At 47.7% G+C, this 22,220-nt stretch carries 16 protein-coding genes; 11 read left to right on the top strand and 5 right to left on the bottom strand.

All coding sequences use genetic code 11. From position 1 onward, the window contains the following. Positions 1–15: 15 nt before the first annotated feature. The gene (locus PKI34_06955) at positions 16–786 is read left to right on the top strand and encodes a hypothetical protein (protein ID HNS17540.1); all 771 of its coding nucleotides are present in this window, start codon (positions 16–18) and stop codon (positions 784–786) included. A gap of 5 nt (positions 787–791) precedes the next feature. Here the strand turns inward: PKI34_06955 and PKI34_06950 are convergent, their stop codons facing one another. After that, complete coding sequence (locus tag PKI34_06950) at positions 792–1,856, bottom strand: serine hydrolase domain-containing protein (protein ID HNS17539.1); 1,065 nt, start codon at positions 1,854–1,856, stop codon at positions 792–794. A gap of 488 nt (positions 1,857–2,344) precedes the next feature. Here PKI34_06950 and PKI34_06945 point away from each other — a divergent pair, with 488 nt between their 5' ends. Together PKI34_06945 and PKI34_06940 are read left to right on the top strand one after the other, a co-directional pair. After that, the gene (locus PKI34_06945; protein ID HNS17538.1) at positions 2,345–4,282 is read left to right on the top strand and encodes a TonB-dependent receptor; all 1,938 of its coding nucleotides are present in this window, start codon (positions 2,345–2,347) and stop codon (positions 4,280–4,282) included. 51 nt (positions 4,283–4,333) lie between these two features. Continuing rightward, positions 4,334–4,756 carry an OsmC family protein gene (locus PKI34_06940; GenBank protein ID HNS17537.1) on the top strand — a complete coding sequence of 141 codons (423 nt, stop codon included), beginning with the start codon at positions 4,334–4,336 and terminating at the stop codon, positions 4,754–4,756. 150 nt (positions 4,757–4,906) lie between these two features. Here PKI34_06940 and PKI34_06935 read toward each other — a convergent pair whose 3' ends face one another. Then, positions 4,907–5,533: a CoA pyrophosphatase gene (locus tag PKI34_06935; protein HNS17536.1), complete on the bottom strand. Its 627-nt coding sequence runs from the start codon at positions 5,531–5,533 to the stop codon at positions 4,907–4,909. Between the two features lie 164 nt (positions 5,534–5,697). Here PKI34_06935 and PKI34_06930 point away from each other — a divergent pair, with 164 nt between their 5' ends. The 5 genes from PKI34_06930 to PKI34_06910 all read left to right on the top strand — a co-directional run bounded on the left by PKI34_06930 (position 5,698) and on the right by PKI34_06910 (position 11,479). Continuing rightward, positions 5,698–6,570, top strand: coding sequence for a M48 family metallopeptidase (locus tag PKI34_06930; protein ID HNS17535.1), 873 nt, complete (start codon positions 5,698–5,700; stop codon positions 6,568–6,570). Positions 6,571–6,637: 67 nt separating this feature from the next. Continuing rightward, the gene (locus tag PKI34_06925; GenBank protein ID HNS17534.1) at positions 6,638–7,108 is read left to right on the top strand and encodes an NfeD family protein; all 471 of its coding nucleotides are present in this window, start codon (positions 6,638–6,640) and stop codon (positions 7,106–7,108) included. Positions 7,109–7,155: 47 nt separating this feature from the next. After that, a complete protein-coding gene (gene floA / locus PKI34_06920; protein HNS17533.1) occupies positions 7,156–8,151 on the top strand; it encodes a flotillin-like protein FloA in 996 nt (331 codons plus the stop codon). A 200-nt stretch (positions 8,152–8,351) separates the two neighbouring features. Continuing rightward, the gene (locus tag PKI34_06915) at positions 8,352–10,451 is read left to right on the top strand and encodes a RelA/SpoT family protein (GenBank protein HNS17532.1); all 2,100 of its coding nucleotides are present in this window, start codon (positions 8,352–8,354) and stop codon (positions 10,449–10,451) included. Between the two features lie 209 nt (positions 10,452–10,660). Further along, complete coding sequence (locus PKI34_06910) at positions 10,661–11,479, top strand: aminotransferase class IV (GenBank protein HNS17531.1); 819 nt, start codon at positions 10,661–10,663, stop codon at positions 11,477–11,479. A 181-nt stretch (positions 11,480–11,660) separates the two neighbouring features. Here PKI34_06910 and PKI34_06905 read toward each other — a convergent pair whose 3' ends face one another. Then, the gene (locus tag PKI34_06905) at positions 11,661–13,685 is read right to left on the bottom strand and encodes an alpha amylase C-terminal domain-containing protein (GenBank protein ID HNS17530.1); all 2,025 of its coding nucleotides are present in this window, start codon (positions 13,683–13,685) and stop codon (positions 11,661–11,663) included. A gap of 206 nt (positions 13,686–13,891) precedes the next feature. Between PKI34_06905 and PKI34_06900 the strand changes: the two genes are divergently transcribed. From PKI34_06900 to PKI34_06890, 3 genes are read left to right on the top strand one after another with little or no spacing between them, the layout of a single operon-like run. Beyond that, positions 13,892–15,184: an ATP-binding protein gene (locus PKI34_06900; GenBank protein ID HNS17529.1), complete on the top strand. Its 1,293-nt coding sequence runs from the start codon at positions 13,892–13,894 to the stop codon at positions 15,182–15,184. A gap of 20 nt (positions 15,185–15,204) precedes the next feature. After that, positions 15,205–15,933 (top strand): metallophosphoesterase, encoded by a 729-nt coding sequence (locus tag PKI34_06895; protein ID HNS17528.1) that lies wholly within the window; start codon positions 15,205–15,207, stop codon positions 15,931–15,933. A gap of 10 nt (positions 15,934–15,943) precedes the next feature. After that, a complete protein-coding gene (locus PKI34_06890) occupies positions 15,944–16,477 on the top strand; it encodes a hypothetical protein (GenBank protein HNS17527.1) in 534 nt (177 codons plus the stop codon). A 15-nt stretch (positions 16,478–16,492) separates the two neighbouring features. On the opposite strand, the gene PKI34_06885 is transcribed toward PKI34_06890, so the two are convergent. Together PKI34_06885 and PKI34_06880 are read right to left on the bottom strand one after the other, a co-directional pair. After that, the gene (locus PKI34_06885; GenBank protein ID HNS17526.1) at positions 16,493–19,609 is read right to left on the bottom strand and encodes a T9SS type A sorting domain-containing protein; all 3,117 of its coding nucleotides are present in this window, start codon (positions 19,607–19,609) and stop codon (positions 16,493–16,495) included. 49 nt (positions 19,610–19,658) lie between these two features. After that, entirely contained in the window at positions 19,659–22,139 is a 2,481-nt protein-coding gene (locus tag PKI34_06880) for a hypothetical protein (protein ID HNS17525.1), read from the bottom strand. Positions 22,140–22,220: the final 81 nt, after the last annotated feature.

The raw sequence follows: 22,220 nt of genomic DNA, 5'->3' as shown, positions 1-22,220 counted from the left end.
ATTAAAATTTACGCTATGTTCAAAAAAGTCTGCATTTTGATCCTGTTTCTGGGAACAGGCATCCTCGCAATCGCACAGCCACTTTCCGGACTTGATACCTTGTTGAATCAAACGGATGATAACGGCCTTAAACAGGGCACCTGGACCGAGAAGTACGCTGATAAATCAAGTAAAGGGCGTTATGTGAACGGAATGAGGGAAGGAACCTGGGTTACACGGGGTGATGATGGGTTGATCGCCAAAATCGAACATTATTTGAATGGCGAGAAGGATGGTCTGCTTATCGAGATTGATTCCAGGGGTTATGTCTTCAGAGAAGAATGCTATAAAAATGGATTGTTGGACGGAACAGCGGTCAGGTATCTCAGGGGCGGCCAAAAACAACTGATCGAGAATTATAAAAATGGAATCTATCACGGGACCAGAACAGTCTATTATGATCATCTACCCGGGAAGATCATGGAAGAGACCACTTATGCCGAGGGGTACAAACAGGGCCCCTCGAAGTGGTTCGACAAGGAAGGGAACCTGGTGGCTGAATACAATTACCTTCACGGAGTGCTCGACGGGATCCAGCGGACATATTTACCGCAGAGGAAACTGCTTACGGAGGAAGAATACGTAAATGGAATTCCTTCAGGTATTTATAAAGAATATCACGACAATGGGAACATCAAATTATCCGGTAGTAACAGGGATGGCAAAAAAGAGGGGAAATGGCTGGAATTTGATGAAAATGGGAAACTGGTCAAAGAAACCAAATACGTCGGGGGATTGGAGAAATAATTCGTTCAGAGCATTTCTGTCAGCCTGTTGCAGAAATTTGCCCAGTCTATCCCACTGTACGCTTTACCGAAACGAAGCAGGATTAGATTTTTGGGCCGGTTGACGAAGATATACTGACCCAGCATACCCTTGGCGAAGAAGGATGCTCCATCATCCAGGACACGCCAGTTGTAAGTGAACGGGTAACCGTCCCCATCAAGTGAATCATTGATAACACGGGTTGAGCGGATGATCCATTCCTGTGGAATGATCTGTTTTCCATTCCACAGGCCATTTTTCAGATACAAACGTCCGAACCTGGCAAAATCCCTCGGTGTGGCGTTCAGGCATCCAAACATTTTAATGTCATCGTGTTTTTCCGAATCAGTGTTCCAGGTAGCATTTTGTTCCATCCCAAGGGGCTTCCATAGCTTTTCCTCAAGGTACTTGGATATTCTTTTTCCTGTGGCAGCCTCCAGGATATAACCCAGGATCTGCTGGTTGGCGCTGTTGTAATGGTAACGAAGGCCAGGAGGCTCTTTGATTTTCAGATGCCTGACATATTTGCGGAGGTTTGTACCGTAATAGAATTGGGCGGCATCACCGAAGGGATTTGAATAACTTTCATTGAACCGGATGCCGGAGCGCATATTCAACAGGTGCTCAATGGAAATATGCTGAAACCCGTCTCTTTTCATCCAGGGCAGGAAATCGGTCACTTTCTGGTCGGTGCTTTTGATGATCCCTTCACCAATGGCTATGCCCGTAAGGGCAGAAACAAAGGTTTTTGTTACCGAAAAGGAAGGAAAGATCGTTTCAGCCGTGTAGCCGTAGAAGTATTTTTCATAAATGATGCTGTCATCGCGGATGATAAGAAAGCAAGTGGTCTTATGATTCTGCAGGAATTTTTCAAAAGGCATTCCGTCCCTGGTAGGATAACTGTCCGGAACGGATAAGTGAACCGGCTGGGGTGAATCTTTAAAGTGAAATGAAGCTGTGCCTTTTTCAATACGGTGATAGGGGAATCTCCATAAATCATCAACTCCGGCAAAATTCCAAAATATAAAACGACTCAGGTGGATAGGTTCCATAGGCACAGGTCAACAGATCACCAGGGCGGGGATGTTTTGCGTGAATTTGGGATGATGTAATTCTTTTCAAGAGGATAAGTTTGCTTGGCCATTGGCCTGGAGTAATTCCTGCTGACCTTTTTGGACTTGGACGACATTGCTGGTTTTGTCGTAAACCTGACTTTTTCAGGAGAATATTTCGAAGAGGCACACCCTCCTGATAATAGAAGCGTTAACGAAAAAATCGCTATCAGGAACAGACTGATTTTATTGAATTTCATTGACCGTGACATCATTCCGGTAATTGACAGTAATTGCAAAAATAATGATTTTCCTTTAAAACGAATGTTTAATTTAAATATTTTAGCGTGCGCTAAGCGACTATTAATGTACCCCTCCCCAGCTGGCAGGGGAGGGGACGGGGGAGGGGTAAAGGGGTAAATTCCCCGGGGCTTGCCTTGGGGTTCATACCAGTGATTAACTGTTTTTCGGTATTTTAAAGGATTTAAATGAGTATTTATACCTTGAAAAGGGTGCTTTTGGTTTGGGTAATCCTTGCACTTTTTGCTCCTGCCTATGCACAGAAGGGGCAAGGAGCGGATACAGCAATCATGCTGCCAGAGGTCTCGATCAATGCTTCCCGGCTATTTGATAATACTACCGGGTTGACTGTCAGGATGATTGATTCCGCTGTTTTGTCGAGTTATCAAAACCGGATGCTGACGGATCTTCTGACTCAGCAAACTTCCATTCAGGTGCAATCCTATAATCCGGGAAACCTATCGACATTGACATTCCGGGGCACGTCATCCAACCATACGGGTTTTTTGTGGAACGGGATCTCCCTGAATCCGGTCATCAATGGCCTGACCGATCTTTCCCTTCTGCCAGTTGCGCTCTTCGACAGGATCTACATTCTTCACGGAGGTGCCAGTAGCGTATTTGGTGAAGGGAACATTGGCGGAGGAATTCACCTGGTGAATGAACCGGACTTTCTGAAAAGAAAGACATTGAACGCAGCCATTGAATATGGCAGCTTCCAGTCATTCCGTTCAAGTCTGACAGCGGCATTCTCCGGTCCGAAATGGAGCCTGCGGGCGGGAGGCTTTCTGATCTCGGCGAACAATGCGTTTCCTTATGTCAATGATACAAAACCGGATAAACCGACGGATACACTGGACAATGCGAGCCAGGATGGGATGGGTTTCATCGGGACATTTTCCGGCAATTTGAAGAAGAACAACGTGCTCATTCTTGATCTCTGGTACCAGTTCATGGATCGGGAGATCCCCGGAAGCCTGGTTTACACCATGGAAAATGCCGACCAGTATGACCGGTTTCTGCGTGGGATGATCACCTGGCGAAAAACATTCAGCAGTTCCGTCTTGCATTTTAAAGCAGCTTATTTTAATGATTATCTTCAATATACGGAATGCTATGAGGATTTTCCTGAATATGATCTGGATGTAGAAAGCAGGATGCAAACCTGGACGGGAGAAATTAGTGGCAAGTATGGGTTGTCGGATAGAATTGAATTGCACAGTGCAGGCGTCGTAAGGTATGCAAAGGTTCGATCCGGATACTTTCCCGAAATGAAGGATCAGCTGCAGGGCAGCATTCTGCTGGCTGCCATCTATAAATTCTCAAAAGCCGGATGGAAGGTGGATATGAATCTGCATCAGGGATGGACAGAGTATTATGACGAGCCTTTCACGCCGTCCTTTGGAGCAGAGGGCTCCCTGGGCCGTTTCCTCCTTATGAAGATGAATGTTTCGCATAACTTCCGAAGTCCGACCCTGAATGAGCGCTACTGGCAACCCGGAGGAAATCCGGATTTGAAACCGGAAAAAAGCTGGAACGAAGAAATCACCCTATGCTTGAATAAGGATAACGAGGATTTACCGGTCATCAACACATTGTCGGTCACCGCATTTCATTCGATGATCAACGATTGGATTCGCTGGGTGCCTGAGCCGGATGACCCCTACTTGTGGTCGCCCCAAAATGTTCAGAAAGTACGTGCTGCGGGACTGGAAGGCAGGGCAGGTATTGAATGGTCAGTTCGTAAAATGACTACACACCTTCAGGCATCATATTCATTCACCCGGTCGGTCAATGAAAACAAAGAGGCATCCAACTATAAGAAGCAGCTTCCCTATGTTGCCGAGCATACCGGAACGATCAACGCTGGAATAAGGTATGGCAGTGCTTTCCTGGAATATACTCAGTCGTTCGCAGGCTCCAGGGCCACGGTCGAGGATCATTCCAATGCATTGCCTCCGTACAGCATTGGCAGACTGAGGGTTGGCTATGCCTGGAGCCTGACAAAGTGCATCCTGGATTTCCATTTCCGGATCGATAATCTATTTAATGTTGATTATCAGGTAGTTCAATATTACCCCAATCCCGGACGATCGTTCACCGGTGGGGTGAACCTGAAGATGTAGCGATGGAGCGATATAACGATTTAATGAACTAACAATTTAACGATAAATCCCATGAGTACCAAAGTAACGATCAATTGGAGCGGCGACATGGCTTTTGTTGCCGAGGTGAATGGTTTTGCGGTCCAGTTGGATGCTTCCCGGGAAGTAGGGGGCAAGGGCAAAGGGCCGCGCCCCAAACCGCTTACGCTTGCGGCGCTTGGAGGATGCACGGGGATGGACGTGGTCTCGATCCTGGAAAAGATGCGCGTGTCTGTTGAGGCATTTGACATGCAGATCGAAGCGGAGGAAACGGAAGAACATCCCAAAGTGTATCGCAAGATCCATTTGGTCTATATCTTCAAAGGCAAAGACCTGCCGATGGATAAACTTGAAAAAGCCGTAAATCTGTCGCAGGAACGATATTGCGGTGTTTCAGCAATGCTGCGCAAGGCGGCGGAGTTAACGTATGAGATCACGGTGGTTAGTAGCCAGTAGCCGGTAGGCAGTCGGCGGGTGTTTAGGTCTACAGGTCTTCAGGTCTTCGGGTCTTCGGGTCTTCGGGTCTTCGGGTGTTAAGGTCTTCGGGTCTTCGGGTTCACAGGTCTGCAGGGGGTGGGCGGCGGTCGGCAGATAGCTGATTGCCGATCATGAATTAATAACTTCCGCCAGTTCCGCAAGGATCATCGCCGTTGCTCCCCAGATCGTCGCTCCATTGATCGTGTAACACGGTGCAGTAAGGGTGATCCCGCTGACGTGAATTTCCCGGATGGTTATGCACCCCGGGTCCAGTAAACTGGAGATCTCCACCTCAACGATATCCTTTACTTCAACGGGATCCGGATGAAAATCAGTTTTTTCAATGAGATAGCCAACCACCGGATGAACCAGAAAGTTACTCGGGGGGATATAGAGTTCCGACAGTGTTCCGATGATCCTGATGGAGGAGGAAGGAATACCCAGTTCCTCGCGTGTTTCGCGTAATGCCGTTTCGATCAGTGTTTGATCCGACTTTTCCTGTTTTCCTCCGGGCAGGCTGACCTGACCACCGTGCGTTCCCTCATAATCAGGACGCTGTATCAGGACAAGCTTGGGTGTTCCGTGGTCAGGATAGAGCAGAATGAGGACACCGCTCTTTTTTGCCTTAGAAATGTCCATTCCCTCCGTGATCCATTTCAGTCGCGATTCAGAAGCCATTCTCCGTTGAGCACTCAGTCCGGGTAAAGGCTCTTTCAGCCTTTTGCTGATATGCTCTATGAGATCATTGAAAAGCATTTTTCGGCGAAGTTTTGATCAAAGTTAAGCTGAAAAGGAATTGAATTCAGTGATCATTCAAATATATGTTATTTTTGTGCTTTGGTATAAAATATGATAATCTCCCATTTTTTTAGTATTTTTGATTGATTGAAAAATCTTTAATCTTTATTCAATTTAAAAAAATGAAAACTCATTCTGTAAAATCCGCATTTTTCTGGATGACCTTACTGCTGTTAGTGGGCTGTACAACTGTTCCAATTACCGGAAGGAAACGTGTCAACCTCATTCCCTCTGAACTGATGATCCCGATGGCTCTGCAAGAATATTCAGCATTTTTGCAGGCCAACCCTGCTTTGCCTGCAACCGACGAGCGCGTTATCCCCGTTAAAACTGTTGGCAACAACATAAGTAACGCGGTGATGCAGTTTATGTACGACAATGACATGAAAAAGGAAGCTGAAAAGTTCCAGTGGGAATTCAATGTGGTGAATGAAGAAACCGTCAATGCCTGGTGTATGCCCGGAGGTAAAATCGTTTTTTATACCGGCATTCTGCCCGTTGCGGGCGATGCCAATGGAATTGCCACGATCATGGGGCATGAGATCGCGCATGCGTTTGCCAAACATGGAGAGGAGAGGATGACCCAGCAGCTTGCCATTCTGGTAGGTGGGCTTGGACTGGAGTATGCCCTGAGAAACGAACCGCAGACCACGAATGATATTTTCCTCACGGCCTTTGGAATAGGATCACAACTAGGCCAGCTCGCCTTTTCACGCAAACACGAATACGAAGCGGATAAACTGGGGATGGTCTTCATGGCCCTGGGTGGATACGATCCTTCCAACTGTATCACGTTCTGGCAAAAAATGTCACAACAGAGTGGTTCATCCCAATTACCTGAATTCCTGAGCACGCACCCCAGTGACCAGAACCGTATTGCAGCCATGCAGGAATATCTTCCCACTGCCCTGAAGTATTATACAGGCCAGGCCAAAGGTAGCGGAACGAAAGGCAGTGGTACAAAAAGCACCGGAGGCGGAACGATAAAACTTTAAGAGTAATAATGTAGTATGAAGAATGAATAATTAAAAATTTATTTTACATCCTTCATTTTAATATTATATGACCTGGACACTGATCGTTATCCTTCTGTTGGTTGGATTTGTACTACTGCTGCTGGAAATGTTGGTGATACCCGGCATCACCGTAGCAGCCGTACTTGGTTTTGTTTCCATTGCCCTGGCCGTCTGGGGAGCTTTCGCATCCTATGGCACGACTGCCGGTTTCATAACGCTTACAACGGGCATACTGGGGTCTGTTGTTTTGCTTATCGTCGCCCTGAAAGCCAAAACCTGGAACAGGTTTGCCCTGAAGTCATCCATAGATGGTAAGGTCAATGTGATCGGGGAAGCAGCTGTACGGTCAGGAGATACGGGCAAAACGGTGTCCCGTCTGGCTCCGTCCGGAAAAGCCCTGATCAACGGCGAATACTACGAAGTGCATACCATCGGGGAGTTCATTGATCCCGGATCAGAGATCGTTGTTACAAAAGTTGACTTCAATCAAATTACCGTAAAACCTAAAAACACTTAATCATGGGAAATAATTTGCTAATCATGCTGCAGGCAGCAGGATCGAATATGTTTATCATCGTCGCCATTGGAATTGCTGCCCTTGTAGGCCTCTGGATCATTTTTTACTTTGTTCCTGTCGGCTTATGGTTTACAGCTCTATTGTCGGATGTCAGGATATCCCTGATCCAGCTCATCCTGATGCGATGGAGAAAGGTTCCCCCTCAGGTCATCGTCCGTAACCTGATCGCTTCAACAAAAGCAGGCCTGAAGCTGAACAGGAATGAAATGGAAGCCCATTACCTTGCCGGAGGTAACGTTCAGGCAGTGGTCAAAGCACTGATTTCAGCAGACAAAGCCAATATAAATCTGGATTTTAAAACGGCAACAGCCATCGATCTGGCCGGTCGGGATGTATTGCAGGCCGTCCAGATGTCGGTCAATCCCAAGGTGATCGATACTCCCCCTGTTGCTGCTGTGGCTAAGGATGGTATCCAGCTTATTGCCAAAGCAAGGGTAACTGTCAGGACGAATATCAAGCAATTGGTCGGAGGAGCAGGAGAGGAAACAGTGCTTGCCCGTGTGGGTGAAGGTGTGGTATCCTCCATCGGTTCTGCCGACTCACATAAATCCGTTCTTGAAAATCCCGATTCGATCTCTAAAGTGGTTCTGGGAAAAGGACTTGATGCGGGTACCGCCTTCGAGATCTTATCCATCGATATTGCCGATATTGACGTTGGGAAGAATATTGGTGCCGTGCTTCAGATGGACCAGGCTAATGCGGATAAGAACATTGCACAGGCCAAGGCCGAAGAGCGCCGGGCCATGGCTGTGGCCAAAGAACAGGAAATGAAAGCCAAATCGCAGGAAGCACGCGCCAACGTGATTCAGGCCGAAGCTGAAATTCCTCTGGCTATCGCCGACTCCTTCCGGAAAGGCAACCTGGGGATCATGGATTATTACCGCCTGCAAAACATCCAGGCCGACACCCATATGAGGGAATCCATCTCTGAACCGCCCGCCAAGCCAAAAGAAAGACTGGACGAGGATAAGGGGAGGAAATAGCGGTTATTGAGAGGAGAGAGGAGAAAGGAGAGAGGAGAGAGGAGAAATAAAAATATTCCTTCATCTCTCATTTCTCCTGTCTCCAATCTCCTCTCTCCTCTCGAATGGACATCACGGCCAAATACAGTTCCGAGTTTCGATCTCAGTATCGCGATCTCCTGAGGGCTTGCCATCCGGATATAGTACCTGATGACAGGATAATGATTCGCAGGGCCTTTGAGCTGGTTCTGGAAACCTACCGGGATAAAAGGATGGAATCCGGCGAGTACTATTTTGTCCATGGGGTGAATGTGGCCAAGATCGTAGCCGGAGAGATCGGTCTTGGAACCGACTCTATCGTGGGCGCCCTTCTTCATAATGTGCTTTACAAAGCAAATGTCACTCAGGAAACCGTCAGCGAAAGGTTCGGTCCAAGGGTGGCTTTCATTCTGCAGGGGCTGACCAAAATCGCCGGCATCTCCACGCAACGCTCCTCCCTCAACTCGGAAAACTTCATCAAACTGCTGCTTACACTCTCTCCTGACGTTCACGTCATTTTGATCAAACTGGCCGACCGGCTTGAGTTTATGCGGAAGATCGATCTTCTTCCACAGACACTGCGCCCCCAGCTTGCCTCTGAAACATCCCTGCTGTACGCCCCCATCGCTCACCGGCTGGGACTTTATCATCTAAAGACCGAGCTGGAAGAACTTTCCATGCAGTACGCCTACCCGGAAATCTATTTCGACCTGTTGAAACGACTGGAAGAGACTCAGGAATCAAGGCAGGCATACATCAGGAATTTCATTGAGCCCATCGAAAAAGAACTGACCCGCCAGGGGTTTCAGTTTGAGATCAAGGGGCGTTCAAAGTCGGTTTCCTCCATCTGGAACAAGATGAAAAAGCAGGGAGTTGATTTTGACGAGGTCTACGATCTATTTGCAGTCCGTATCATCATCAACCAGATCCGAGAAGGTGAAAAAGCCGACTGCTGGAGGATCTATTCCATCGTGACCAATTTGTACCAGCCCAATCCAAAGCGCCTGCGCGACTGGCTCACCACACCGAAAGTCAGCGGATATGAATCGTTGCACACTACGGTGATGGGACCTGAGGGAAAATGGGTTGAAGTTCAGATCAGGACAAAGCGGATGGATGAAATTGCTGAACAGGGCGGTGCTGCCCATTGGAAATACAAAGAGTCCGCCCTGGAGAAAGATCAGGACACATGGGTGTCGAAAATACGGCAAACCCTTGAGAAACCGAATCTTCCGGAAGCGGAAGATTCGCAAAAGGCAAAGCTGGAACTTTATACCAAAGATATTTTTGTTTTTACGCCCAAAGGGGATATCAAGAAACTTCAAATGGGTGCTTCGGTGCTTGATTTTGCCTATGAAGTCCACTCCAGCATTGGAAATTCCTGTACGGGCGGAAAAGTCAACCATAAGATCGTCCCCCTGCGGCATATTCTGCAAAATGGTGACGTGGTTGAGATCATCACATCCAAAACGCAAAAACCCAAGCCCCACTGGATCAACATTGTCGTGTCGGCCAAGGCTAAATCCAGGATCAAGCGCGCGATAAAAGAACTGCAATTTAAAGAAGCGGACCAGGGCAAAGAGATCCTGAAACGGAAATTCAGTCAGCTGCGGCTGACCTTTGACAATGAGAAAATTGACAGGCTGGTGGATTTTTTCAAACTGTCGGACCCCCTTGAGCTCTATCATAATCTTGCCATCGGCAAGATCGATCCGATGGAGATCAAGAATTGCTTTGCCACGGTCGAACCTGAAACGGAAAAAGGTAAACCGGCCGATGCAGGCTTGATGGAGCGGATCGAATCCGAGATTCAGCAGACTGTCCAACCCGGTGACCTTTTGTTAATTGACGGGCAATCCGATATCGGTATCTATAAATTTGCCAAATGCTGCAATCCTGTGTTTGGGGATGAGATCTTTGGCTTTGTGACCGTGGGAAAAGGGATCAAGATCCATCGTGAATCCTGTCCCAACGCTGCCCAGATGAAAATGCGGTACGGCTACAGGATCATCCATGCAAAATGGGTGAAAGCGGATGACAAAGGACCGTTCTGGGTAGATCTGCTCCTATCGGGCGATGACCGGATCGGGATCGTGAACCAGGTCACCCACCTGCTTTCCGATACCATGAGAATCAACATACGGTCATTTTCTTTTGAATCGAAACATAATAAATTTGAGGGAAATATTCAGATCCTTGTGAAAGACATCGGGCAGCTTAACTTTGTCATTAGCCAGATCAAAAAAGTAAGCGGCGTAAAAAAAATCAAGAGATTGAAATAACCTTCTAATTATGAATCACCCCAGGCTTTAGCCTGGGGTGTCAAGTAAACTGTTGTAAGTCAGGGCTTTAGCCCAAAATTTGTCTTGAGTAAGGAAGGTGAAAAACAGAAGGATACATTTGTTACTTTTGTTTCGGGCTAAAGCCCTGCTTCTTATTGACCTTAAAGAACCCCGGTCTTAAGACCGGGGTAACTTAAAACATGACTATTATGAGGGACTGCATCGGATGTAAACTAATTTTCAATGACCAGGTCCTTTCGAAGGATCTTTTTAACAAGACCTCCTTCATGTCGGGCATTATTTTGTATGAGGTGATTGCATTTTACAATAAAAAATACCTTTACCTGGAGGATCACCTGCAGCGCCTTGAATCTTCTTCAAAGCTTGCCAGGCTCCCGCTCTGGATTCCCATCAGTGAAGTTCGGGCCAGGTTGCTTAATCTGCTGGAGATCAATGATATAAAGGATGGGAGTATCAACCTGGTCTTCAATTATACTAATCAGCCCAACACCTTTGTGACGTATGTCAACAAACCGCATGATCCCTCGAAAGAGGATTATCTGGACGGGATCAGAACGGAGTTGCATTTTGATATACGTACGACTCCGAACATCAAGTTCTTTCTGCAGGATTTCAGGGAGAGAGCAGGGAAGGTCATCCGGGAGCATGACCTCTGGGAGGTCATCCTGGTGGACAAGAACGATTACATCACCGAAGCGAGCCGCTCCAACGTTTTCATGATCAAGGACCGTGAGGTCATTACGGCTCCGGTAGAGCTGGTGTTGCCCGGGGTGACGCGCAAGCACATCATTGAGATCTGCAAAGAACTGCATATTCCAATCCGGGAGAAATGTGTCACGCACCAGGAGCTTAAAGATATGGATGCTGTTTTCCTTACGGGAACCACCTCAAAGGTTTTGCCCGTCAGGTATGTTGGTGATTGGGAATTCAATGCTGCTCATCCTGTCCTTGTGCAGATCAGGGAAGCTTATGAACAGGCCATCGCAAAATATATTGGGATAGCATAACTCTCCTGCTACATATTTCCTGCGAGGTCGTTTCAAGAGTCTTTTAATTAACCACAAAGGTACACAAAGTACATCACCAAGGAACACTAAGTAATTGATAATCAATTAACACCTTCGTGCACCTTTGTGAAATCCTTCGTGTTCCTTAGTGGTTAGGGACACAGGATACAAACTCTAAGAACTATAATTTTTTCAAAACCACCGCCGTCCGGTTCGTGATGTAGATCTTCAGCCGGTTTACGTTCCATATCCCGTCAAAATAAGAGAAGTGCTCCACGCTTTCGTCTATTCTTCCGTGCCCTCCGAAGAACTGGTTGTCCGTGTTGAGAATGATCCTGTATTTTCCCGGTTCGGGAACCGTAAAAGTATAATCGGTGATTGAATTGGAGGGATGCCAGTTGAAGACAAAGACCAGTCCGTTTCGTTCAAAGACGATCGTCCTGTTTTCGTCATCCATATGCAACTCCCGGGCGAATTCCCAGTTCAGGACACGGTTTTCCCTGATGATCCGGATCATTTCCCTGTCGAAGCTGGCCAGGAACTGGTATTTCAGGTTCGGGTCGTCCACCAGCGACCATTGTCTGCGCGCATACCGATAGCTCCAGTTGTTTCCTTCCCTCGGAAAGTCGATCCATTCCGGGTGTCCGAATTCATTTCCCATGAAGTTCAGGTAAGCCTGCCCGCCAAGCGCAATCGTGAACAGCCGGATCATTTTGTGCAGGGCCATTCCCCGGTCGATGACAAGGTCCGGGTCATCTTTGTGCATGTGCCAGTACATTTCCTTATCCATCAGCCAGAAGGCCAGCGTTTTGTCGCCCACCAGCGCCTGGTCGTGTGATTCAGCATAGGAAACCGTTCTGACGCCCGGCACGCGGTCATTGAGCACGTTCCACATCTCATGGATGTTCCATTCCTCATCACGTTTCTCTTTCAGGTATTTGATCCAGAAATCGGGGATGCCCATGCCCAGCCGGTAATCAAAGCCAATACCGCCGTCGGGGATCGGTTTGCAGAGCCCCGGCATGCCGGTGACATCCTCAGCGATGACCACCGCATGTTTGTTGATCGTATGGATGAGTTTGTTGGCAAGTTGCAGGTAGGTGACCGCGTCCCATTCCACGCCTTCGTTGAAATACTTGTCGCGGCTGTCAATCACGTCGTTGCCATGATGGAAGTACATCATAGATCCCACCCCGTCGAACCGGAATCCGTCGAAGTGGAACTCCTTCATCCAGTATTTGAGGTTTGAGAGCAAAAATTGCAGCACCTCCCATTTGCCGTAGTCAAAGAGCTTGGAATCCCATCCCGGATGTTCTCCGCGGCCGCCCGGGTGGAAATACTGGTGATCAGAACCGTCAAATTCGTTGAGCCCCTCGTTGAGGTTTTTCACGGTATGCGAGTGGACAATGTCCATGATCACAGCAATGCCCATCCGGTGAGCGGTCTTGATCAGGTTCATCAGGTCTTCCGGTGTGCCGAAGCGCGAAGAGGGGGCAAAGAAGTTCGAAACGTGATAACCGAATGACCCGTAGTAGGGATGTTCCTGGATGGCCATCATTTGGATGGCGTTGTAGCCGGCATTTTTGATACGGGGGAGGACGTTGTCCGTGAATTCATTGTATGTCCCGATGCCTTCCCGTTCCTCTGCCATACCCACGTGGCACTCATAAATGAACAATTCCTGAAGCGTAGCTGCGTCGAACCGATCGTTTTCCCAGTTGAATTTTCCCGGCAGCCATACCTGTCCGGAGAAATCCTTGGTCCGGTCATCCTGGACGACTCTCCGGATATAGGCCGGGATCCGGTCGCGCACTTGACCGCCGCCTTCCACAACGATTTTGATACGGCTTCCGTGCACAAAAGAACGTTTGTAGACATCTCCGTCAATGTAAATTTCCCAGACTCCGTTACCGACCGGTGCCAGGGGGTGGGAATAGGGATTCCAGTTGTTGAAGTCCCCTTTCAGGAACAGCGCGTGGGCTTTTGGTGCCCATTCCCGGTAGATCCATCCCTTTCGGACCGGATCGCGGGTGATCCCGAAATACTGGTAGGCATCGGCGAAAGCAGAAAGGCTGCCAGCCGCCTTTTCGATATGCCGGAGGCGTTCCTGATAACGCTGGTATCGGGCATAGACATCGGCTGCGGCAGGTTCCAGCCAGGGATCGTCTTTTACGATTTGCAGGATGCGGAAATTCTGGGGTGACATACCTTTATGTATAAAAATATGGGACAAAGGTACTTTATTGTCAAATTGTCAAATGGTCAAATTGTTAAATTGTCAGATGGTTTTTATATACATCCATGGAATGAGTGGTGAAGAAAGCGTCGTTTAATTAAATAGTAATTTTATTGCATAATTTTAGTATAAATTATTCAGCTGATTGCATAATTCTGTATTTTTGCTATGAATTAATGAATAAAAGTATGCTTAACAGAGAATCAATCAAGCAAATACTTCTTGAACAGCGGTTAGCGTTTTTAAATAAGGAAACTGGTATCAGGAGATCGGTTATCGAATCCATTGAATCGAAACTTCACTTACCCCACATTCATGTGATCACGGGCATAAGGCGTTGTGGGAAGTCAACATTGCTTCGTCAGGTAGCCAGGGAATTTTACAATGATGAAGCTTTTTTTTACATAAATTTTGAAGATGAACGATTAATAAATTTTAATCCCCAGGATTTTAATGATTTTTATGAAGTGTTAGTCGAGCTGTTTGGTGTCAAAAAGACTTTCCTCATTGACGAAGTTCAGCATGTCAGGAATTTTGATTCCTTCATCAGAAGATTTTATGACAACGGATTTAAATTTTTCATAACCGGTTCGAATGCAGGTCTTTTAAAGGAAGAGATCAGCACCCGTTTGACCGGTCGTCATATTGATTCTTATCTGACTCCCTTTTCTTTCAAGGAATTTCTTGATTATCATCAGTTCTCTTTGACTGCCGAAAGTATACATATAAGTGAGAAAAAGGCTCGTATAAAGAGTCTGTTTCAGGAATATTTTGTCAGTGGTGGCATGCCTGAGTTTGTCAGGTATAAGGATACTGAAATACTAAGACACATTTATGATGATATCGTCACCAAGGATATTTTTATCCGTAACAAAGTGGAGAATGTCATTTTGGGGAAAGAATTGTACCGGTTCCTGATCAGCAACTTTGCGCAGCGGTTCAGTTATAATTCATTATTGAAATATATACCATTGGGAAGTGTTAATACAATCAAAAGATATGTTCATTTTTTAGAAGATGTTTATCTGGCTCTTCTGGTCAGCAAATTTGATTACAGCGTAAAAAAACAATTTGCGAACGAAAAAAAACTATACATCACTGACAATGGATTTATACGTGTTTTGTCGATTAAACCTGGAGCTGATCAGGGGTGGCTGCTTGAGAACCTTGTCAGGAACAATTTGTCATTTGCAGAGGAGGTTTTTTATTATTCTGGCAAGAAAGAATGTGATTTCGTGTTAATGAACAATAAAAAAGTAGGATCAGCAATCCAGGTCAGTATGACGCTGGATCGCACAAACAAGGATCGTGAAATCAAAGGGCTTCTCGAAGCGATGGGATACTTTAACTTAAAAGAAGGCCTGTTGCTGACATTTGATCAGGACGGATCGGAAGACATTCAAGGCAGGCATATTATGATCAAGCCTGTGTGGAAATTTTTACTGGAAGGACAAGTTGGAACTACATGACGGTTGACCGGACGTGTTAAATGAGAATCATAACCATTGGTGATCTGCACGGTTCGCCGGTTTGGAAACAGATCCAACCGGAGGAGTGGGACCGGATGGTCTTTATCGGAGATTATGTTGATTCAGGGGATTTCACTCGTGATGAGATCATCCTGAATTTGATGGAGATCATTGACCTGAAGAAGAAACTTCCGGACAAGATCGTCCTGTTGATGGGAAACCATGACCTTGCTTATTTTTATGGAGGGCACGGGCGGCATTACTGTTCAGGCTTTAAAATGAGCATGTTATCAGCGCTATATTCCCTATTCACTTCCAATCGTAACCTTTTTCAGGCTGCTTCTCAGGTAGGTAATCACCTGTGGACACATGCCGGGGTTGTGCAGCGGTGGTATGACACGTATATTCAGGAGCAGGTGAAGCCAACGGATGAAAACCTGGCCTATACGTTCAATCGTCTGTTCAGGGAGTATTTTCAGCCGTTATTTCACGTCAGTGCTCTTCGTGGGGGATTGTACGAGGATGGAGGAATTTTCTGGGCGCATCGTGCGGAGACCAGCGATGATCCAATGCACGGGTATCACCAGATCGTGGGGCATACAAAGACACGATCAGGGATAATGGTGACCGGAGATCCATCGGGGGAAACTTCAGTTACGTATGTGGATTGTCTGGATACGAATGTTGAGTTTTATCAACTGGATCTACGTAATGACTACGTACAAAGATTGCCATGCCGTAATATTTAGCAAGCATCGTATGCAGAACACGCAGACATATTTTGGGATAAGGTTTACCAGTGAATTTCCTGCCGGGAAAAAAGATCGATTCAGGCTGGCGAAGGTTTTATTTTCCAATCCTGCGACCAGCCCGCAGGATGCTTTCCGGATGCTAAGCAATATTGACTTGTGGCCACTGATAGATGCCTTGATCTCAAGGTTGGAACAGGAAGCAGATAAATGGAAAAAAGGAAGAAGTCCCGCCGAGATTGAGTCGGGCTTCCAGAAGAAAGTCAATGAATGGGTGAAGTTTTACTCGTTTCCATCTCTGGATGAACTGGAAAGTGTTGCAAATGAACTTGAGATTTCCTCATCGGGCATTATTGAATTCATCCTTGATCAAGTTCAGTATCTTCCCCCCTCCAGCATAATGGATTTTCTAAAGAAATACAAGAAAGTGATCCGGGAAAACCAGGTGAATGTGATCCTGGATCATTACAACGATGCAAGGCGCGGGTATGGAAAGGGAGATGGACAGATGCGCTTGAAGGAGGGAATTCAAGAAATGCTTTAATTGAATCATTTTCTGTTACAAGGCAATCATTTTGCGGGTAATGATGCGCCCGTCATCCAGGGTGATCCTGAGCACATACAGGCCGGTTAACGACTGAGGAATTTTGATCTTCATCAACGGATCCCGGGATCCGGGAAGGTAGTCCGATACTTTCCTGCCATCGGCCGTATACAATGAAATGTTTTCGGCGCTGGCCTTTCCGGCAAATTCAATATAGAGAACCTCGCCGGTAGGATTGGGGTAGAACTGTGCAATAAGTTCATTTTCAATGATCCCGAAAGGCGTTGCCCATTGGTTTTTTAATTGCCCGACCTGGGAAACCGGAATTTCCTTATCCCAGATCCTGACTTCATCCACACTTCCACGCAATGCATAGAGTGTTTCTACCTGATCCATCCGGCCAATGGTCAACGGCTTGGTCGAGGGCAGGATCGTTCCTGAGAAGCCTTTAAATGCATCCAGAATGCCATCCACGTATAATTCCATGGAATAGCCCGTATAGAGTGCGGTAACGTGGTAATAGCGGTTCAACTCGATGGGGGAGGAGCCATCCAGGTCCGAAATGCCCGTACTGGTTTTAACGGTCCAGCGTAACCGCCCTTCAGGTGTGATGGAAAGCTTGTAGCGCTGCTGCCAGGAGCCGTGTGAGATGATGAATCGCTCTGATTGAAGCTGCTCACACTTAACCCAGCAGCTCAGGCTGATGGCGCCACTGAAATTCAGATCTGCGTCGTTTTCCGCATAAATGATGTCCTGTCCCGTTGTAAAGCGATAGGCCAGCGAAGGTGCTCCCCTGGCATCCTGGGTTTTGGCAACACCGACGGCCGTGGCGTGGAAGCGATCGGCTGCCGCGTTTTTAGTATCGGAATCAAAAGGGTACCAGATCAGAGGTGCCTGGGCTGCCAGGCTTGTGTCTTTTACCAGTACCGGCGTTGAAACGCTGGTTGAGAGCGTATACTGGTTAGTCACCTGAACCGTAATTTCTCCGACCACCGGAACATCAGGAGCCTGCCAGGTGACTGAACTGCCTGTTGACGGATCAAGGACACCTTCGGTAACTGTCCATGAATAATTCAGATCCTCACCGGGCGCCGGTTCGGCCAGCGCTGTGAACGTATTGGTGCCCCCTGTTGCGGTATATTTTGTTTCTGCCAGAATGCCATTCACAACCGGCGGGAGAGGGATGTACTCCACAACCTCCAACAGCAGGGTGTCTGCTGCCACCTGTCCATTGGAACTGACCCTGCACTTCAGGACAAGTTGTCCCGGAAGTGCAGGAGCAGTAAGTGTTGCCTGTGACTGGTCCTGCCCTTCAACCAATACTTCATTCAGGAACCATTCAAACTGCACCTGACCTTCCGGATCATGGTTTCCCGGTTCACAATAGGCAGTGAATAAAGAATTGATGATAAGTGGGCTTTGATCGGTTGAGAGTGCTTTGATGCGCAGGTTCTCAGAAAAGTCATACTGATAATGATAATCAAGCACATCTACTCCAACATAGAGGCGGTTTTGATCCTGCTGGGGCTCCAACCCGGCCGTAAATAACCTGATCAGCCTTACTTCTCCTGATGGAATTGGCAACTGGAAGGAGCCAGTGGCTTCGGAAAACAGTACGGACTCGGTAATTGCTTCGTATACAGCAAATTTTCCCGGGGGAAGGTTCACCTGAACCTGTTTGCTGTTTAAAGCAGGATTATAAAATAACCAGGAAGTTAGTGAATTATCCCCGTAAAAATCTGTTTTATTGAGATCGATCTGAAGAATCTCAGGGACATTGGTCGATTTCACGACAGCCGCAAGGTATCCGACACTTGATCCACTGTAGAGGGACAAATTGGTGGCCGCCCAGCTTCCATTGATGGCATCACCTGTGGCAAAGGGTGTTTTTCCCTGCCATACTTCTTTCATGGATTCGTGAGGGATACAGGCAGCCGGATCATAGACTGAAGCCCAGGCATACGAATCCTGTAAATCCTGGGGAAGGGCGTTCCAGTAGAAAAGCCTGCTGGCATTCGTGACATTCAGCAACCATTTGGCAATGGCGCGTGCATAGCGCTTGTCATACTTGGGAAGCGGTGCCAGCGCAGCGGCTTGTTGAAAACCATTCATCACAAAAGCATAATCATCACCGTTATCGTTAGCTTCTCCGATCAGTCCCGACACATCATACCCGCCCCAGGTACCCACGATGGCACCCCAGCCCCTGAGTTCCCCCCGGTCAAAGCACCAATTCAGCATTTTCTGCAACGGGTAACTCGTTCCCTCCACTGCATTCATCCGGGCTACTGCAAGTGTTCCGTAAGGTAATTGGAGCTCATAGGATGGATTGGATTCAAATCCTGCCAGGAAGTCCATGGCCAGCTGGGCGCCTTCGAAATATTTCCTGTTTCCCGTTTCAAGGTAAGCGTTGTACAACAGCCAGGCGATGCTGCCTGCTGCTTCGGGCTCGGGTACCCCCGTGGCAAGCGGCAGTCCGGTGGCCAGGTTAAAGGCGCGGTAATTCATGTCCGGGATCGCCCACGGTGTTGTGCTTCCTCCCAGCTGGTTTACGCAGTACAGCCAGCGGTCGGCAATAGAGATGAACTGGCTTCCGAATTCGGGCGCCGCATCAGGATATAGGTTTCTAAGCTGATAAAAGTAAACGTTGGGCATGACATCATACCACCAATCGCTGCCCGATTTCGTTGAATAGTTGTTAAGATAGACGTTCTGACCGTTCTTTTTATTATAGAAATCTTTAGCCATAGCCACCCAGTTCATCCCGTTCTGGTTGCTTTTATCAACACCAGCAAGAGAGGCGCCGATAATGGCCGGCAGAATATTGATGGCTTCTGCCTGGTTGGAATGATCATCTGCACCGACATAAGAATCAAGAAAGACAGGAGTGTTGTCGGGATAGTTGAACTGCCCCGGCGATCCAAGCCGCGACAACGGAAGGTATTGTCCGGTTTTATTCAGATCGAAGATGAAGCTGTCATAGTCCAAAGTCACTGAATTCCAGTCTCTGATCTGGAGAGGGGAGGGTGAATCGGGCATTTGACCGATCCGGGAAATGCTTAATTGCCCAGGTTGGGCAAATGCCTGCACGAAGAAAATGCAAAGCGGCAGTAACAGTAAATTGCGGTTCATAGGTCGTCGGTTCATTGTGTACTTTGAAAATAGCGGTATAGGAAGTTGTTCATCGTTTCGGATAGTCAGGATCCATATCGGGCGTGCGCAGACCGACGAGCTCATTGGCCATCAGGATGAACACATTCCAGCAGAGCCCTTTGGTCGAAACCCACCAGGAATCCGTGCTTGTCCATTTGGTAGGGATGAATTCCTTGCTGAAGGGCCAATCCGGATGCAGGTTGATCTCGGCCCAGATCCTGTTTTCCATAAGTTTACCTGCCTTTTCCCAGCCGTGTTTCATTCCGGCGGCATAGGCAGAGTATTCTGCCCGCAGCCAGCTCCCCCCGTTGTAGTAGTATCCGTCATTTCTCCCGTCGCTGTAGTTGGCCTCGCCGAATTCTGCAAAGGGTTGGTAATCCCCTGAAAGATAAGCAAAGCTTTTTCCGTCGTTGATCAAACGTACACAAATGGGTGCGGTGGTGCCATATTCCGGATGAGGTGCATCCGGAACCCTGTTCAGGACAGGCATCTGATCCAGGTGGTTGATGACTATTTCATCGGTCAGCAATGGCCGGCCGAACAACCAGAGGGAAAAGAACTCGGGCTCCAGGTCGGTCAGGGAAATGATGTCGGGATAATTCCGGTCGAATAGAAGGTGCCGTCTCTGCGGATCGTAAAAATTACGGTATGCCTGCTCTGCTTTTTCAAGATAGGCTTCTGACAGTTCAAATCCCAGTTCTTTGATCGTGCGCAGGGCAACGGCCAGCATTCCCTGATTCACCGCAAGACGGTCCGTTTTGGGATCGAAATCCACAATATCCACCTGGCTGAGCGAGAAGCGTGACTTGCATATCGCGTTGCGGTCCGGGTCAAATTCGTTCAGGACATAGTCCACTGCTTTCTTTATCTTGTCTTGTGGCAGACTGATTCCAAAACGTCGTTTGTTAAGCATCGCCCAGATCAGCCATTCAATAGTGGCCTCATTGTCCTTGACCTCCACCGAACCCATGTAGGGTGTGATGATCGTGCCAATCCCGCCTTCGGGCGTCTGTGTTTTGCCCCATTGTTCCCAGAGAGCCAGGTTTAGTTCCTTTTGATAGGTGGCGACCGCAGAAAAGAATGAATCCCGGTTGTACATGTCGGGTGAATAATTCTTGTTGGGCACATTGAAGGGGGTCATGTCGTGTACGGAGGTGATCCAGGTCAGCATCTGGAGGTTGGCGTAAAGCATTTTTTCGATCTGCGATCCTTTGAATCCTTTGCCTTCTGCCAGGCGTGTCTGGGATGCGATCATAAATTCTTTGTGATTCGTATAATGTTCAGCAAAGATGTAGGTGACCTTTTCTGCGGACTGGCCCAGGGGAAGAAGATTGTAAGGCTCTCTTTGAGGCTGATGCTCTGTAAACTGCAGGTTTTTTATTTGCAGGCGGGATTCCATTCCGGATTGTGTGCCGATAAACAGGGATACCGAATCGTGTCCGGTATAGGGTACCAGGATGCTGCCCTTGAAAAAGGTCCAGTCCTGTTCGCCGGCAGGAAACTGATCGATGTATTTCACACCCTCTTCAAGTTCGATGGTCTTCATCCCATTGCGTATCCTGAACAGCTTGAGGGCTACCGGAGTGTTGCCCCTGCAGTCGAAAGAGATGGTGTAAACCTTCTGGTCTTCGAACGGGGCAATATATTCAATGCCAGCCCTGTCGCACGGATGGCAGATGAGCGTGATAAGGCTGTCGTTCTGCTCCACTTCAACCTTTCCGACTTTCCGGCTTATGGTGACGGCAGGGATGATCCGGGTGGAGCCGGCATCCAGGTTGTACATTTCACCAAAGGTCAGCCTGACATATTCATTTTGCTCTTCCTGTTCTTCCTGAGTTGACACTGCATAAAGTTCCGGATCCGGAAGTTTCCGCATGCCGACAAAACCGCCTCCCCTGCCGCTAAACCGGCGTCGGGTAGTGCGGGTGAACTGGTTCAGATAACCGGCGTCCGTCAGTAAACCGACTACCTGATGATCAGGAGTCACCCAGCCGGCAGCCGGATACATTTCGTGCACAAGACCACCGGGAAAGCTATCACACTCAAATGTTGTATATTTCAAGGGCTTTTGGGCAGGGCGCGCTGTCTCTTTCAAAATGTAGTACATATCGGTCATGGAGGGTTGAAAAAGCCGAATGGTTTTTTTCACTACGTTCGTATTGATGACTTCATAGCGGACGGTCACTGATAGCTTAGCATCCAATTCCTGCAGATAAGTATCTCCCATCAAAATGACCTCCTCGTCGTTCCCTGACCATTGAGTACCTTTCCAGTCCCTGATTTCCGCCGTGGCACTCATGTCCGTATTGTGGAGTTGCATGGTGAACTCACCGGGATTTGTGACCAGTAACCGGTTCAGATCAAACAGCTCAACATGGAATCCGTTCTGTTCATCCCCAGTTACCTTAAGCTTCAATTGCTGACCTTTGGCCGGGATTTCAATGATGAAGGCTGTCAGGAAAATCAGAAAGATGGAGCGTTTTATACCGGTGATGGATATTTCAGGCAAATGTACGTATGTTATAAAAGCCCATTTATTAAAATAAAGGAGGCTCAAAAGCCTGCTTCCACTGGCAGATCTCCTGAGCCT

The organism is Bacteroidales bacterium, assembly GCA_035342335.1.
Taxonomy (GTDB): domain Bacteria; phylum Bacteroidota; class Bacteroidia; order Bacteroidales; family JAGONC01; genus JAGONC01.
The sequence above is the reverse complement of the archived record's forward strand: the minus strand, read 5'-3'. Positions and strand labels throughout refer to the sequence as shown.

What these genes read in the sequence shown, in the direction of transcription:
- PKI34_06945 (HNS17538.1), top strand. Translation starts at nt 2,345, where the DNA reads ATGAGTATTTATACCTTGAAAAGGGTGCTTTTGGTTTGGGTAATCCTT.
- PKI34_06910 (HNS17531.1), top strand. Translation starts at nt 10,661, where the DNA reads ATGAGGGACTGCATCGGATGTAAACTAATTTTCAATGACCAGGTCCTT.
- PKI34_06895 (HNS17528.1), top strand. Translation starts at nt 15,205, where the DNA reads ATGAGAATCATAACCATTGGTGATCTGCACGGTTCGCCGGTTTGGAAA.
- PKI34_06885 (HNS17526.1), bottom strand. Translation starts at nt 19,609, where the DNA reads ATGAACCGCAATTTACTGTTACTGCCGCTTTGCATTTTCTTCGTGCAG.
- PKI34_06950 (HNS17539.1), bottom strand. Translation starts at nt 1,856, where the DNA reads ATGGAACCTATCCACCTGAGTCGTTTTATATTTTGGAATTTTGCCGGA.
- PKI34_06925 (HNS17534.1), top strand. Translation starts at nt 6,638, where the DNA reads ATGACCTGGACACTGATCGTTATCCTTCTGTTGGTTGGATTTGTACTA.
- floA (HNS17533.1), top strand. Translation starts at nt 7,156, where the DNA reads ATGTTTATCATCGTCGCCATTGGAATTGCTGCCCTTGTAGGCCTCTGG.
- PKI34_06905 (HNS17530.1), bottom strand. Translation starts at nt 13,685, where the DNA reads ATGTCACCCCAGAATTTCCGCATCCTGCAAATCGTAAAAGACGATCCC.
- PKI34_06900 (HNS17529.1), top strand. Translation starts at nt 13,892, where the DNA reads ATGAATAAAAGTATGCTTAACAGAGAATCAATCAAGCAAATACTTCTT.
- PKI34_06915 (HNS17532.1), top strand. Translation starts at nt 8,352, where the DNA reads ATGATTCGCAGGGCCTTTGAGCTGGTTCTGGAAACCTACCGGGATAAA.
- PKI34_06935 (HNS17536.1), bottom strand. Translation starts at nt 5,533, where the DNA reads ATGCTTTTCAATGATCTCATAGAGCATATCAGCAAAAGGCTGAAAGAG.
- PKI34_06940 (HNS17537.1), top strand. Translation starts at nt 4,334, where the DNA reads ATGAGTACCAAAGTAACGATCAATTGGAGCGGCGACATGGCTTTTGTT.
- PKI34_06930 (HNS17535.1), top strand. Translation starts at nt 5,698, where the DNA reads ATGAAAACTCATTCTGTAAAATCCGCATTTTTCTGGATGACCTTACTG.
- PKI34_06955 (HNS17540.1), top strand. Translation starts at nt 16, where the DNA reads ATGTTCAAAAAAGTCTGCATTTTGATCCTGTTTCTGGGAACAGGCATC.
- PKI34_06890 (HNS17527.1), top strand. Translation starts at nt 15,944, where the DNA reads ATGCAGAACACGCAGACATATTTTGGGATAAGGTTTACCAGTGAATTT.